Source organism: uncultured Paraglaciecola sp. (assembly GCF_963977085.1).
Lineage (GTDB): Bacteria > Pseudomonadota > Gammaproteobacteria > Enterobacterales > Alteromonadaceae > Paraglaciecola.
In genome coordinates this window covers 1-15755 of record NZ_CAXBNC010000011.1, presented here as the reverse complement: position 1 = coordinate 15755, position 15755 = coordinate 1, and the positions used below count along the sequence as shown (strand labels likewise).

Genomic DNA, 15755 nt, shown 5'->3' with positions numbered 1-15755 from the left:
TTTAACTTACCAAAAGGTTATTTTTACTTTAAGATTGCAATATATTCATTTGTAGGATCAACCAATGCCCCTAAGCATTGCAGATAAAGCCGCCATTACACTTTCTTTTTCTCAATTAACACAAAGTAAAAGTAATGTAGCCGAATCTTTTTACAAAAATTTGTTTGATATGGCGCCTTTGATCAAGCCCTTGTTTAAAAGCGATCGCAAACTACTAGAAATACATTTTAATGAATTATTTAGCACTGCAGTGCACAAGATCAATCATTTTGAAGAATTAAAGGCAGACTTACTGGCCTTAGGTAAAAGGCACAAAAGCTACCAAGCAAAAGCCAGCCATTTTACCGTGGTGAAATCAGCATTGTTGTTATCTATTCAGTACGAACTCAAAGGGCAATGCAGCGACGCCGTAATTAATGCGTGGCAACAATTTATCGAAGACATCAGCGAAGTGATGATTGAAGGGCTCGAAATGCAGGAAAACCCATGCATTTAGAAATATACCCATTCAGTACTCGCTAAAATGGGTATATTTCAACTCTAAGGGATCAATTAACGCAAAAAAGCGTCGCTACTTTTTACAGCCACTAGATTGTGGATCCGTTTTCTTAGCAGCCCAATTCAACATATTTTTCAATAACAGCAATGCTTCCTCAGTCTCATAAGTTTCATAGCGATGTCCCATGGCCGTAAAAACCGAGCGAGCCTGACTATCACCAAAACACCTCGCCCAAATGATGGGATGATCCGCAGGTGTTGGCCCCATGCGTAAATCAGAAACGTCGCCGTACACATTATTGACTGGGCTATAAGTACTTTCATCCAAGCCCGCTAGAATAATAAAATCATCACTTGGCGGCCCTTCAAATGTGTACCACTCATCCACCGCCATAAACTCACTTGGTAGACCTTCCATAACTGGATGCGCCGGTGCTAACACCTCAACCCGCGCCTCTTGAAATTGTGGATCTGCAGGATGGCTCACAAAAGTTGTGCCTAACAGTTGGTTGTGATAAAAATCCCAGTCCTGATGTGACGCATCACCGGCGCCATGAATTAAAACAGTACCGTTTCCTTTAGACTGCCATCTAGCAAAGGCAGCTTCTTCCTCTGGTGTTAACGAATCACCAGTCATGTTGTTAAACACTACAACATCATAGCGCGCTAAGTCCTTGTCATTAAAAATGCCACTATGCTCAGTTGAAAAATAACCGTGCCCCATTTCTTTTGCAGCCTTCATAATCGCCAAAGTGGCACCAGCAATCCCCTCCTCATGACGCCAATTTCGTGTCTCAGAAAAAATCAAAATAGAAGGTGTGGGGACAAATGCATAATAGCGACTCGTTGTTGTAACCTCCTCACCTATAACAGTCACAGCAGGTTTGGCGTCAGAAACTAAAGGCGCTGGCACCTGTGAGGAACAAGCAGTCAAAAAAACAAAGGGTAAAACATATAATAATTTCATCAAAAAATGGCTCTACTAAATTATATTTAGAATAAGTATAAAGCCGTTTACGCACGGGTTGCAATCAATCAACCACAATAGTTGAGGCCCTAAGAAAAGTCGTAAAACAAACAGCGAATTTTACAAAATAACGTAACTGAAACACTCAAAAATGCCCATGCAAGCCCCGAAAAACCCGCTTTTTTTTGACGAATATTAAATGAAGCATTAACTGCAACAGTGACCGAAAATATGGGTTTTGTAAAAGAAATTGCCGAATTGAATAACAACCCAATCATGCAAGTTACCTCGGTAATATCGGAAATACAGCAAGGCGCAGAAAACGTCTCTAAATCTGTATCCGCACTGCTTTAAGCATATTCATACGTCAAATTTGGCGCATCACATGTACTCTGCACAGCGGAATATCGATAACTGCAATCCCCTGCGGGGTAATTTAATATTGCGCTTTGGTAGTGTTAGTTTGGCTTATTCATGAAGATGCTGTTGATATCGCGTTTCCTTTACTGATTGCCTTGAAAAGTAAATTGCTCTACCACACCATTTTTACCCACTCCTACACAGCCTAAACTGTCATCGCAGGCGATGCTCCAAATATTCTGGTTACTCAACATAGTCCATGAGGCTGAGCCTTCTTGCCATAACCCCACCCCTTCTGGATTGGCAATAAGTAAGGTGATTTTTTTATCTTTAAGCATAGTATCCGAACCATATACTGCTCCTTTCAACGGCACTTCAGGTAAGGCATACCACTGTTTTTTTTGTAAATGGTAACGTTGTGCTTTGGCAGAGCTCTGTTGCTCTTTTAAGCTTCCGCCAAAAATAAAAAGCCATTGCTCACTTTGCTGCACACTAAACACGCCAGCCGCTTCGCCGCCCATAAACGGGGTATCAAGACTTTGCCACTTAGGGCCTTTTTTAAGCAACACACGAGGCGCAACACCATTACCTGTGCCAATGTAAATATTGTTGTCGCTACCTTTGTTTAAGCAGGTTCCGCTAGAAGCAAAACCGCCCTCCCCCTTTTGTGCTTCCAATGCCAAACTTTGCCTTGTCCAATGGTTCCCCCCATCTTCAGTGGCTAATATGAACAACCCCTGCTCATCAGAATCACCATATAGCCAGCCCAACTTGTCATCAATAAAATGCATGCAATCATAAAAAGTAGCAGGCTGTTTACCGGCAATTTGTAACTGCCAATTTGTACCGTCGACAGTGCGGTATATTCGCGAAGCATTTCCTTCACCAGCACTCATTACAGTGAGCCCACCATTACTCAACAATTGAATATCCCTAAACTGTAAATCAAGACTATTCTCTGGCCCTGTCACTTTGCTCCAATGCTCACCATTATCAGTACTTTGATAAATACCACCATTGGTGCCACTGGCCACAATATGCTGACCTATACGGTGAACCGCTTGGAAACTCACGTTAGGGTCAACTACCTGCACTACGCCTGCAAAGGCAGTAAAGCTAAGTATCGTTGACAGTAGTAAAGAAAGGGATTTAATCATGTCGTTCACACTTTTTATGTTTATTTTTAGTAGGTTAACATGAGATTTTATATTTAAAAACAAAGCTAAATCTGTTGGTTCATCTTCGAGTATGACAGATAAGTGCTACTGAGAAAGTTCATTTATTTGATTGTTGTAACAGCAAACCCACTATACCAAGACTATGCACCCCCATTTATATTGAGGTATTGCATCACTTAAATTCATAACACCCCAACAAGTTTCCGGATACAACAAGCACCAAAACAAAATACAATTGATAATAGTTATCATTTGCAATATTGTTTCTAATATTTATAATGCCCCAGAGTTATTAATTAAACACACCTTACTGACAGAGATATCCATGAATAAAAGTCGTACTTTTGCATTGTCGCCCTTGATCTTGGCTATGAGCTTTCATGCACAAGCAGCAGAGTTAGCCAACGAAGACGGAAATACCACTAACGAAGATGACATTGAAGTTATTCGTATCGTTGAAAGCCGTGTGCAACGCATTAGTTCAGGCGCGACTGGATTAGGGCTTGATAGCTTCGATACCCCACAATCATTATCAATTATCGAAAGCGATACCATTGATAATTACAACCTCAGTGACGTTAATAGCCTGTTTAAAAAGATCACCGGCATCAATATTGACCAAACCGAAACTGATCGTACTTATTACAATGCCCGAGGTTTTGATATCACCAGTATGCATGTAGATGGTTCAGGTGTGCCTTTTGGCGATATTTTTGTAGGGGATCTCGATACTGCTATTTATGAAAAAATTGAGTTTATTCGCGGTTCTAACGGGCTTATCACTGGTTTAGGTAACCCATCTGGCACTGTCAACTTCGTCAGAAAGCGCCCAAGCAACGATCCTCAAGCAAGCGTAGAAGTAAGTTTAGGCCGCTGGTCAAACAAACGCGCAGTGGTGGATGTGTCTACCCCTTTAACTGAATCCGGTAGTTGGGCTGCCCGCGCAGTGGTTGTGCACCAAGATAAAGATAGCTGGCTAGATCTATACGAAAACAACCGCACAGTATTTTACGGAGTAGTTGATGGGCAGTTAAATGATGATGTTACCGTCTCTTTTGGGTACACCTATCAAAAAAATAATAGTGATGGCGTAACTTGGGGTGCTGTGCCTTTGATTTATTCAAATGGCACCCAAACGGATTTTGCTGATTCTAGCTCTACCGCTATGGATTGGACTTATTGGGATACCCTTAATCAAACTGCTTTTGCGGAATTAAGTTGGTACATCAATGATAACCTCAACTTTACCAGTAAGCTTACCCATACCGATTACGAAGACGATTCGGAGCTATTTTATAGTTATTCAAATACTGGGCTTGAGCAAGATACAGGTTTGGGCATGTTAGGTTACCCAGGTAAATTTTATGCCGACGACAAAATACTCATTTGGGACAATAGCTTACAGGGTACATTTCAAGCATGGGGATCAGAACACTCCTTTAATCTAGGTGTAAGTCTAGCTGACTCAGAAACCCTAGATTTCGATTCTGGTGCCTTGAGTGGATTTGATGAAATGCCTGCATTACCAGGCTGGACAGGAACCGAGGTGGCAAGACCTAGTTGGGCAGAGCCCTATCAAGCAGGTTACACAGACGTCACCTTGAATCGCTTTTATGGTTCGACGCAACTCGCCGTGACGAACAACTTAGACTTAGTATTAGGTGCAAGTTTTGTTGATTATGACAACGAAGGTGAATCATGGGGCGCATCCACCTCAACCTCAGAAAATGGCGTTAGCCCATATATAGGTTTTACTTGGGAAGCGGCACAAGGCCTGAATATTTACGGCAGCTATAGCGACATTTATCAACCTCAATATTACCTTAACGAAGATTTGCAACCATTAGGCTCAGCGGAAGGCCGTGGTTATGAAATGGGCGTCAAAAAACGCTTCGATAATAATTTATTGATTAGTTTTGCCGTCTTTAGAACCGAACAAGAAAACCTCTATGAATTTATCGAATATGGTGATGGCGACGGCGTTGATGACGATGATTATAGCGATGATTTTGATTATTCCATTTATCGTGGTGTCACTGTTGATTCCAACGGTTTTGAATTAGAAGTATCTGGCAAGGTATCAGAAGAATGGTCCATACAAGGTGGTTTTACCGCTTTAACCATGGATGATGAAAATGGCGACGAGGCCCGTACTTTTATTCCGCGCCAAACCTTAAAGGTATTGGCTGATTACTCTCCTAAATGGAACGAAAATCTGAACGCTGGTATGTCTGTACAGTGGCAAAGTGATATGTATTACACAAGCGGTTATGGCGATATCACCCAAGACAGCTACGGACTAATAGGTGGATATATTCAGTACAGTTTCAACAACAACCTGTCCCTCAGCTTAAACTTAGAGAATATTACTGGTGAAAAATACCTGAGCTCGGTGCGAACTGACCAAGCGTTTTATGGTTCGCCTACTGACTATAACCTAACCTTGCGCTGGGATTTTTAAACGTCAGCTTATAGAGAGACTTATGGTGTCAATGAGTCTCTCATACGCTGTTATTTTAAAGCCTTACCTAGGCAAGATTACCAAGACCGGAAACAATCAATGAGTAGAACATCGCTATTATTTCTTAAAAACAGGCGTTTTTGGCTAAGTGGGCCTGCAACCTTGCTGGTATCACTTGTTGTTATGCTCGCGATGGCAGTTTGGTTTCCACCTGGTGTAGGCAAGGTAAATAACATTATGATGCCCCTGTTTATGTTCCCTTTAATTTGGGCGGTTATATTTTTTTACACTTACCTAACCACAAATATGCGTCAAGCACAGTGGTTACTTGTGGCCTTATTGGTTGTGAATTGTGCCATTCTTACATTTAAATTTTTAGGTTAAGCCTTATGCATGAAAACACCCCATCCCTTCGTTCGAGAGCTAAAGCATTACTTAGCCTACATTCTTGGTCTGGCATAGTTTTGGGTATGTTACTTTACGCTGTGATATTCACCGGCACAGTGGCAGTGGTGGCCGAAGAAATAGGCGAATGGTCAAACAGTAATTATCCTCAACACTTAATGCTTAGCAGTGACGTGGACAAAACAGTTAAACGATTGTCAGCGCAAACACCCAAAGCATACTTAGATGAAATTTCTGTTTTTGAAAATGACCGCCAACAATTAGTGTACTTTTTTCATACCCACAAACAAAATCCTTCGGGCGACATGGACGAGTTTGGCGTGCAATATGCCTTGAATTCACAAGGGGTAGTTGTCACTGAAAAAACCGGCTTTGGCAGCGATTTATATGCGCAAGATGATACTTATGCTCTCAGTCGTTTTTTGGTATCTATTCATACCGAATTACACATCCCTTCTCCGTGGGGACTGATCCTTACGGGTATCTTAGGGCTAGCCATGCTAATTGCTTCGGTGTCGGGGTTTATGATGCACCGTCATCTATTTACCGATATGTTTTCTATTCGTAAGCAGCGTGATGGTCAATCTTTAAAACGTGATTCTCATACAGTGGCGGGCACTTGGAGTATTCCTTTTGCTATTTTGTTGGCCTTTACCGGCAGCTTCTTTAGCTTTTCAACTGCATTCGGGATACCAGCAATGGGGGTAGTGGCATTTGGTGGCGATCAAGAAGCGTTAATGTACGCCATGGTAGGTGAGCAACAGCATAAAAGCGAAGCGCCAATGGAGTCAGCCAATCTGAATTTTATGCTCAAAGATGCAGTGCAACGACAATCAGCCGTCCCCTCCTTTTTATCCATTTCACATATAGGCACCGAATCGGCCAGTGTACTCGCCTTTTTTATGCCGAATGAAGGCAAGGTTGGATACGAACAATTAGTTTACGATGGGACTAACGGTGATTTTGTTGAATATAAGCCCATAGTGGGCACCGAGCCTTCGTTGGGAAGCAGTATTTTGTCGCTGATTTACCCGATTCACTTCGGCACATTTGCAGGTTTATGGTCAAAAATTATTTGGATAAGTTTAGGGGTCGCAGCCTGTTATGTCACCATTACCGGTCTGCAACTTTATGCTCACAGAAATGAAAAAAACGAAAGCAGTTGGCAATGGTTTAGTCGCATGTGTGTATGGGGATTTTTAGGACTTCCACTTTGCTCTTTAGCAAGTGCAGTGGGCTTTTTCATTAGCGGCTCTATGGCAACCAATCAAAGTGCTTGGACCCAATTATCCTTTGTGATTGCAGCGGCTTGCATCAGTGTTTTAAGTTTATCCATTAAAAATATTCAGCAACTAAAAAAGCTATTATTAGCGGGTAATGGACTGTTTTGCCTAATTTTACCCTTGCTTCGATTTACCACCTCTGGAACGGGTTGGTTACAAGCCTTACAACATAATATGCTGGCTGTGATGTTTATTGAAATAACGTTATTATTCTGTTCAGTTTGGTGCTTTTTCGCCTTGTATAAATCAATGCAATTTGATGAACAAAAGTCTAAACAAAACACCACAGCGTTTTCTACTCAAGGGACAGCCAAATGAACCACCTTATTATGACGCTACCTTTTATTGTTTTCAGTTTAGTCATCGTTTTTCTATTGGCCCATACCGATCCTAGGCGCAAGCAGCTTTCTAATAAAACAGACAACACAACTAACAAAAAATTTGTGTTATCCCCTTTTGCCAGAAAACTGCTCGCATGGAGTTTGTTACTGCCATTTATTCCACTTGTGGTTATGGCAAATTATGCAGGTATTTTAATGTACGCAGGCGCCGTGACCGTAATCGGTTGGGCAATATCTGAATTACCCACATCAGTGATTTAAATACCAAACCACATAAACACCCAATTAAAAAGCAATTCACCACAGAGTTCACAGAGCGTCGGGCGCCGAGCGCTTCGCTGCACAGAGAAATACAAAATGATTGTTAAGCCACATCATTAACGATTAAACCCTACTTCTTAAACATAAACTTTCTTTGCTTTACCTCTGTGCTCTCTGTGTCCTCTGTGGTTCAAATTCTTTTGTTAGTAAATTTCGGGAGTCGTTTTAATTGATATTTTGTTGAGTTCAACTTTGTTATTATTACCTGCTGATTTTGACTTACTTTAAAATCCTTAATCTAAGCCGTAAATGAAAGGACGAGTGTAACTTTTGCGCTTATCACCAGTCCTATAACAAGAGAAATACCTAGTAATGCTCATCTTTTTTATCTGTATCACCATCTTGATCCTTGGTTATAAGTTTTATAGTCCATTTGTTGAAAAACAAGCTGGGATCGACCCTTCTATTGCTACTCCACAAAGCCGTTTTAGTGAGGGCGTAGACTATGTGCCTATTCATCCTGTTCGTGCTTTTTTAATTCAATTTTTAAATATTGCCGGTGTAGGACCCATTTTTGGCCCGATACTCGGCGCGCTTTACGGGCCAGTAGCATTGGTTTGGATTGTATTGGGTAATGTATTAGGCGGTGCTGTTCACGATTATTTTTCAGGTGTGATGAGCATTAAAGAAGACGGTAAAAGTTTGCCTGAAATAGCAGGGCATTACTACAACATTGTATTTAAAGGCGTGATGCTGCTCTTTACCGCTATGTTGCTGTTTTTTGTTGGCGTAGTTTTTATCATGAGTCCAGCAGGTTTATTAAGTAATCTAGATGCATTTCAAGATACCTTTTTGGCAAACAATACGTTTTGGGTGTTGGTGATCTTGGGTTACTACTTTTTAGCGACCTTGTTACCTATCGATAAAATCATCACTAGGTTTTACCCTATATTTGGCTTGTTAATGATAGTGATGACTTCAATGATCGCCGTCGCACTTTTGATTGATGCGCCGCACTTACCTATAGCAGGTGACTTTTTTGCCTATTTTGAAGCCGACCATGGCCACGATTTTTTAACACCTAATCCAGATGGATTACCCACTTGGCCATTATTGTTTATTACTATTACCTGCGGTGCTATTAGTGGTTTTCATTCCACCCAGGCCCCTATTATTGCCCGCTGTTTGACCAACGAAAAACACGTTCGCCCGGTTTATTACGGTGCTATGGTTTGTGAAGGTGTGGTGGCTTGTGTTTGGGCATTAGCCGGTATTGCTGCTTTTCCAGAGGGCTACGCAGGCCTTAAAGCCATGTTAGACACCGGTGGTCCAGGTTTGGTGGTTAATCATATTGCAAACAGTTACTTGGGCGTGTTTGGCGGTATTATGGCGATTGTTGCTGTGGCGGTATTCCCAATAACATCGGGGGATACAGCATTTCGCTCACTGCGTTTGACTCTTGTGGACGCATTTAGTATTCCCCAAAGCATTCGCAACCGCTTGTTACTTGCGGTGCCTATTTTGACCATAGCGTATTTTATGACCAAGCTTGATTTTACAGTTATTTGGCGTTACTTCGCGTTTTCTAACATGCTGTTATCTACCAGTGTATTGTGGCTTGCCACTAAGTATTTATTTGACCGTGGCACCTTTCATTGGGTTGCCAGTATTCCTGCGGTGCTGACAACAGCTGTCACGGTATCTTACATTCTCACTGCGGCTATTGGCTTTAATTTACCTGCCGATTTAGGGCGTCCTATAGGAGCAGTTGTAGCTATCTTAGGTTTGGGATTGTTGGTGTTTGTGCATAACAAAAATAAGCCCGCAAAGGCTTAGGTTTTAATGTCAGTACAAGTGATTAGAGCACCCATTAAAATTATCACTGCATTAGGTATATTGAGTCGAGGTCTTTGGTATAAAGAATATCCATAGGGTCAATAACCCGCACTATGGCGGTAGCATGTTGACTTTGGTTAAATCAAATTTACTGTAATTGACCTATTAAACCTGAAGAAATACATAACACAGCCGCACACTGCGGGTACTTGAAATATTGGAAAGAATGAATGTGGCTGTAAAGTTGATCGTTCATTCTTTTCTATCTCGCTAACCAGTGTGCAATCCCAGTACAAACCAACTCAGTTATTCGATAATTCTGCACTAAGCTAACTTGATGCAAATCAATGCTAAGTAAAACTAATCACTTAGAATGAATGTTGTTTGAGTCAATTTACCTTGGAGAGATCCTATGAATAATAACAAAGAGCAACTACTTGCTTTGCAAAAAGAGTTCAACAATCGCATCGTCAAAATTGATAAAGATTTGCATAGCCGCCTAAGCACCGCAAAATTCTCTGAACAGGTTGTTGATCATCAAAATGATGAAGTACTTTTAAATTTAAAAAATGAAGCACAGCAAGAATTAGAACAAATAAACCATGCGTTACTAAAAATAGAACGGGACGTCTACGGCACCTGTGAAAAATGCCATGGTACCATCAGTACTGAACGTTTGGATGCGATCCCATTTACTGCATACTGTAAAAACTGCGCGGCTTGAGTAACCTGCCTCTAGTTGTTCTGGTCAAGTCCAACCGGAATAATGGGCAGTGTTAGATTAACCTCAATATTCAACTTTGTGTTCATAGCTTTCATATAAAGTAACCCTGACGCCCTTAAGATTGGTTTTTAACTGGTTTGTTACAATGGGTGTCTCTGCAATTTCTCATCCCCCAACTTAACAAAACAATATAGACAAAATAAGTCGTCAATTATCTAGCTAATTGCATCGACACAACCTCCTGACCATCTGGACAAGTTTTGGCACAAAAGCTGCTCAGTGGCTGCACTTACTCGTTATTCTTGTTTTTAAAGCAGCAATTGCTCAAAGAGAGTGCAAATGATCCTTACTACTTCACCAAATTGGTTTGCCCAGCGTTCACCTGTTGTTGTTTTTATCTTGTTTTGGTTACTCCTATTGGGGATTAACCCTCAATCTTTTGAGGAAACAGTGGGCGAAGGCTTTACGCCAGAGCAAGCATACGAGTTAATTTATGAACGTTGCGAAGGCTGCCACAATGATTATATTTTTGATGGCAATTGGTCGGTAGAAGACGTAGACGCCAGCGATATCTCCCATGGCAAAAATCAAAAAATATGGGAAGCCATGCTCAAAGCCGTGTCAATGGGAGACATGCCACCAGAAAAGAAAAAACAACTAACCCCAGAGCAAAAAGCGTCATTACTTCATTGGCTTGAGACTTCTTTAGATAGTTACAGCGTTCAGAATCCCAACCCTGGACGCGCCACCATTCGACGCTTAAATCGCAGTGAGTACGCTAATTCTGTGAGAGATTTACTCGCTCTAGACGTGGATGTAACCGATTCCTTACCTGGTGATGATTCTGGTTATGGCTTTGATAACAATGCCGATGTTTTAGGGGTGTCAACTACTCTACTAGAACGATACCTATCGGTAGCCGGAAAACTCAGCAAACTTGCCACAGGGGTAGCTGGGAGTTCCGCCAGTAAAAAAAGCTATCTTGTACCTAAAGATGGTCCTTTACAAAATAGCGGTGTGCCTGCTTTTGATCTTCGAATGGCTGATGACTTACCTTTGGACTCTCGAGGCGGTGGCAGCTTTGATTTTTATGCGCCAAAAACCGGCCTATATGAAGTGGCTGGGTTTATTAATGCCAACACCAATAACGAAGTAGATCGCCTAGAAATCCACCGCCACAGTTATACCCTTACCTTACCCGCGGGCAGCCACAATATTGGCCTGAGCTTTCGCAAAAGTTTAGCACTGAGTGAATATGTGCCAACTGTTCGCGAAGGTACCGATTATGTAGTGTTGCCTGAAAGCGAGCCTACCGAGTTAGACCTAGACTTTATCCTTAATGGCAGCCGCGTTTATACTAAAAAAGTGCCCTCGTATCATATGTCATCGCGGTTTTCTCAAGCGGCTTTTTTACGAGATGTGCTAGAAATCGAAGTGATCGGCCCTTTGGATACAAACAAGCCACCACAGCTTAAAAATGGCGCAAGTGACGCAATCCAGACTGACACTACCGAAACCCCAAGCTTTGCCAAAATTTTTGTTTGTTTACCTGACTCGGCTGACTCGACAAAACAGAGCACCAAGGCTGAACTTGAGTGTGCCACCAAGATTATTGCCAAGCTGTCTGCCGAAGCGTACCGCCGCCCAACGGGTGACGCTGATATTCAGCCGCTGCTGCATATCTTTAAGCAAGCGAGAGCAGACTTAAATTTTAGAGCCAGTATTGCCACCACCATACAAGCATTACTTGTGGCGCCAAGCTTTTTATATATTCAAGAAACCACGCCTATCACAGCCGCTGCGGGCAGTGTTTACAAAATTAATGACTATGAGTTTGCAGCACGACTGGCATTATTTTTATGGAGCAGCTTACCCGACCAAGAATTAACTGATTTAGCCAAACAAGGAAAGTTACGAGAGCCCAACATTCTGCGACAACAAATTAAACGCATGCTTGAGTCACAAAAAGCCCAAGCCCTAACCGATAATTTTGCTGGCCAATGGTTGTATTTACGTAACCTTCCCCACCATTTTCCAGACGTATTTGCGTTTCCGCAATTTACTATCCCACTGCGGCATGCAATTAAGCGCGAAACTGAATTGTTTTTCACCCGTATTTTAAAAGACGATTTGGGCATTTTTGATTTTCTTAATGCTGACTATAGCTATCTCAATGAACAGCTAGCCAATCACTATGGTATTGAGGGCGTAAAAGGCAGTGGGTTTCGAAAAGTAACCTTAGACAAACACACTAATCGTGGCGGCTTATTAGGCCAAGCCAGCATTTTAACCTTAACATCTAACCCAAATCACACCTCTCCCGTTAAAAGAGGTAAATGGATATTAGATAACCTGCTTGCAGCCAGCCCTCCTCCACCGCCGCCAGATGTGCCTTCATTGATAGCTGAGCACGATGGACTAGCCTTGTCAGCCAGAGAACAATTAGCTAGACATAGAGCCGACCCAGTCTGTGCCGCGTGTCATGTACGTATGGATCCACTTGGTTTGGCATTAGAAAAATACGATGCCGTAGGCGCACAGCGCACTATGTACGCTGGGCAAAAAATTGATGTAACGGCACAAATGCCAGATGGCACCCACTTTGAAGGATTAAACGGCCTAAATACCGTTTTGTGGGACCGCAGAGAACGTTTCGCTCAAGCCTTTATTGATCGCCTACTCACCTACGCCCTTGGCAGAGGTTTAGAGCCCTCGGATCAGCCCACTATAAGAACTATCGCCAGACAAGCAAGTCCCGAAGGTTATCGTATCCACAGTATTATTGAAGCTGTTGTTAGCAGCACTCCATTTAACTTTAAAAAAGCTCCAGAGGCTAGCAATGAAAATCAACAGATCGCTCAAACACGTTAATACCGGCCCTTCACGCCGCTTTTTTCTAAAAGGCTTAGGAGCGGCCGTTGCGCTGCCCATGATGGAATCTTTGGTGCCCGCAGCCATGGCTAAAACCATAGAAAAACGCCCCAAGCGCATGACAGTATTTTATTCGCCTAATGGCGTCAGAATACAATCCTATACCCCAAAAATAGTCGGTAAAAACTACGACATGACGCCCATATTAAAACCACTAGAAAAAGTACGAGACAAATTTTCGGTGATCTCAGGTCTGGCGCATTATCAGGCTAGCGCCTTTGGTGCGCCGCCAGCTGGTCATGGTCGAAGTTGTCCTGCATTTTTAACTGGTGTACATGCCAAAGCCACTGAAGGCGCTGACATATATTGTGGCATATCCGTTGATCAGGTCGCCGCCAACTATTTTGCTAAAGACACCCAACTCGCGTCTTTAGAACTAGGCATCGAGCCCCCCAGTTTGCTAGGCAGTTGTGACATTAACTACAGCTGCACCTACACCAATACCATTTCTTGGAAAAGCCCAACACAAGCTTTGCCAGCCATGGTGGCGCCAGGTGACGTGTTTGAACACCTATTTGGAGACGGCAATAAAATCGACGAAACCACCCGTCAAATGCGCCTGACTCATAAAGCCAGTATTCTCGACTTTATCAATCAAGAAGCCAAAAGGGTCAATCAAAAATTAGGGGTGAACGATCGCCATAAAATGGCCCAGTATCTTGAATCCATTCGTGATGTAGAGCGGCGCATTGTAAAAGCCCGCGAAACCACAATCGAAATGAATTTAGAGGGTTTTTCTGTGCCGGCCAACATTCCTAGCGACTATGAAGAACACGTTAAAATTATGCTAGATCTGCAAATGTTAGCCTTACAAACCGATATGACCCGAGTCAGTACCTTTATGCTCGGACGAGAGCTCAGTAATCACGCCTACACCAATATTGGCGTTTCTGACGGACACCATGAGTTGAGCCATCATGCCAATATTCCCGACAAAATAGACAAGTTGGTTAAGATCAATACCTACCACATGCAATTGTTTGCTGACTACTTAGAAAAAATGGCTAACATTCCCGACGGAGAGTCCAATTTACTCGACAATACCTTTGTGATCCGCGGCGCCTGTATTGGTGAATCTAACGATCATGATCACATGAACCTGCCCATCATTCTTGCGGGAGGTGGGTTACAAGGTAATAGACATATCGCCGCTGAAAAACATACTCCAATGTGCAACCTGCTGCTTTCGGTTTTACAACAAATGGGCGTACCTGCAGAAAGCTTTGGCGACAGCTCGGCACCACTTGCTGGCTTGCTAGGTTAAGGTTTTAATGATGAGAACAAACAGATTACTCAAAGCAAATAAGCACGAAACGTCCAAGCTAAAAGGCATTATCAAAATGTGTCTTTTTAGCTTTGTTATGACCACCATAGTTGCCTGCAACACTGAGTCTCAACTCAGTTCCACTGAGCCAAAATTAACAGACCAAGAACACCAGCAGTTACTACTAGAAACCAAACAAGCCATTTTAAATTTAGACCTAGCAATGGTAGATAAGTTAACGGCTAAAGCCGATATCAATCAGCCACTTCCCGACCACTCCAGTCTTTTAGCGTGGGCGGTAGAAACACAAGAGCCCCAATTAGTTGAGCTACTGCTTAAAAAAGGCGCGAAGGTACAGCTTGCCAACAGCAATCGTTTTACCCCTATCATTCAGGCTTGCCGATACGGTAACACCGAGATTATCAATGCCTTGTTAGATAAGGGAGCAGATGCAAATAGCACAATAGAAGACGGCACTAGTGCTTTTCAATTATGTGCTGGCTCGGCGACCACAGAGGATCTGACTAGAATGGTCAGCCTAGGTGCTAATATCAACGCCCAAAATAGTGATGGCCAAACGGCTTTAATGTGGGCGGCCAATTTTGGTAAAGCAGAAAATCTCAATTACCTAGTGAGTAAAGGTGCCAACATTAATCAGCAAAGCCAACAAGGTTACAGCCCGTTGTTTTTTGCCATAAAAAGTCACAACCTAGAAGTGGTCAAAGCGGCGATAGCTAATGGAGCCGATTTGTTTGCCACAACTAGAGATGGCACTACAGCGGCCCAGCTGGGTGTGTATACCAAAAATTATGCATTCTTAACCTGGTTTGCCAGTGAAATGAATGCACTTATGAGCCCTGAGGCAACCCAAAAAGTACTGAAATCATTTGATCGCGATGGCTACCAACTGCTGCATGCCGCAGTAAAAGCCAATCAACCCGAGTTAGTCGCGAATTTATTAGCATTAGGCGCAAATAGCACAACGCAGAGTGAACCCTCAAAACTAAAATGGCGTTACGAGGCAAACTTCAAATCCGAAAACTACTACCCGCCCCAATTCACCCCTATTGAATTGGCAGAGAAAAAGGAATTCAAAGAGATTGTATCGATGTTGAGCAGTGAAGTGCAGAATGGAGCTGAGTGAAGCAGATAAAAGCAGCGTTGAGCAGAGTGAAGCAGTGAATAGTAGATAGAAATACACACAGCCTAAAATACCGTCATTCCGGCGTGCTTTTAGGCCGGAATC

General features: G+C 42.6%; 13 protein-coding genes. 11 read left to right on the top strand and 2 right to left on the bottom strand.

Translation table 11 applies throughout. The features are described from left to right. The first annotated feature begins 64 nt into the window (after nt 1–64). Nucleotides 65–496: a globin domain-containing protein gene (locus AAC000_RS13570; RefSeq protein ID WP_339723329.1), complete on the top strand. Its 432-nt coding sequence runs from the start codon at nt 65–67 to the stop codon at nt 494–496. A 75-nt stretch (nt 497–571) separates the two neighbouring features. Here the strand turns inward: AAC000_RS13570 and AAC000_RS13565 are convergent, their stop codons facing one another. After that, nucleotides 572–1465 carry a ThuA domain-containing protein gene (locus AAC000_RS13565; RefSeq protein WP_339723328.1) on the bottom strand — a complete coding sequence of 298 codons (894 nt, stop codon included), beginning with the start codon at nt 1463–1465 and terminating at the stop codon, nt 572–574. 219 nt (nt 1466–1684) lie between these two features. On the opposite strand from AAC000_RS13565, the gene AAC000_RS13560 reads away from it, so the two are divergent. After that, nucleotides 1685–1819: a hypothetical protein gene (locus AAC000_RS13560; protein WP_339723327.1), complete on the top strand. Its 135-nt coding sequence runs from the start codon at nt 1685–1687 to the stop codon at nt 1817–1819. A 149-nt stretch (nt 1820–1968) separates the two neighbouring features. Here AAC000_RS13560 and AAC000_RS13555 read toward each other — a convergent pair whose 3' ends face one another. Continuing rightward, entirely contained in the window at nt 1969–2982 is a 1014-nt protein-coding gene (locus AAC000_RS13555) for a hypothetical protein (RefSeq protein WP_339723326.1), read from the bottom strand. Nucleotides 2983–3328: 346 nt separating this feature from the next. On the opposite strand from AAC000_RS13555, the gene AAC000_RS13550 reads away from it, so the two are divergent. The 9 genes from AAC000_RS13550 (at nt 3329) to AAC000_RS13510 (ending at nt 15653) form a co-directional block, all read left to right on the top strand. Further along, entirely contained in the window at nt 3329–5464 is a 2136-nt protein-coding gene (locus tag AAC000_RS13550; protein WP_339723325.1) for a TonB-dependent siderophore receptor, read from the top strand. Nucleotides 5465–5563: 99 nt separating this feature from the next. Continuing rightward, nucleotides 5564–5848 (top strand): hypothetical protein, encoded by a 285-nt coding sequence (locus tag AAC000_RS13545; protein WP_339723324.1) that lies wholly within the window; start codon nt 5564–5566, stop codon nt 5846–5848. Between the two features lie 5 nt (nt 5849–5853). Then, the gene (locus tag AAC000_RS13540; protein ID WP_339723323.1) at nt 5854–7470 is read left to right on the top strand and encodes a PepSY-associated TM helix domain-containing protein; all 1617 of its coding nucleotides are present in this window, start codon (nt 5854–5856) and stop codon (nt 7468–7470) included. Further along, nucleotides 7467–7754 (top strand): hypothetical protein, encoded by a 288-nt coding sequence (locus AAC000_RS13535; protein WP_339723322.1) that lies wholly within the window; start codon nt 7467–7469, stop codon nt 7752–7754. Before AAC000_RS13540 ends, AAC000_RS13535 begins: the two co-directional genes overlap by 4 nt. 372 nt (nt 7755–8126) lie before the next feature. Next, nucleotides 8127–9590, top strand: coding sequence for a carbon starvation CstA family protein (locus AAC000_RS13530; RefSeq protein ID WP_339723321.1), 1464 nt, complete (start codon nt 8127–8129; stop codon nt 9588–9590). A 412-nt stretch (nt 9591–10002) separates the two neighbouring features. Further along, nucleotides 10003–10314: a TraR/DksA C4-type zinc finger protein gene (locus AAC000_RS13525; RefSeq protein WP_339723320.1), complete on the top strand. Its 312-nt coding sequence runs from the start codon at nt 10003–10005 to the stop codon at nt 10312–10314. A gap of 339 nt (nt 10315–10653) precedes the next feature. Continuing rightward, on the top strand, nt 10654–13185 hold the full coding sequence (locus AAC000_RS13520) for a DUF1592 domain-containing protein (protein ID WP_339723319.1): 2532 nt from the start codon (nt 10654–10656) through the stop codon (nt 13183–13185). After that, nucleotides 13154–14509, top strand: coding sequence for a DUF1552 domain-containing protein (locus AAC000_RS13515; RefSeq protein ID WP_339723318.1), 1356 nt, complete (start codon nt 13154–13156; stop codon nt 14507–14509). The genes AAC000_RS13520 and AAC000_RS13515 overlap by 32 nt, the downstream gene beginning before the upstream one ends. 7 nt (nt 14510–14516) lie before the next feature. Next, the gene (locus tag AAC000_RS13510) at nt 14517–15653 is read left to right on the top strand and encodes an ankyrin repeat domain-containing protein (RefSeq protein ID WP_339723317.1); all 1137 of its coding nucleotides are present in this window, start codon (nt 14517–14519) and stop codon (nt 15651–15653) included. Nucleotides 15654–15755 lie beyond the last annotated feature (102 nt).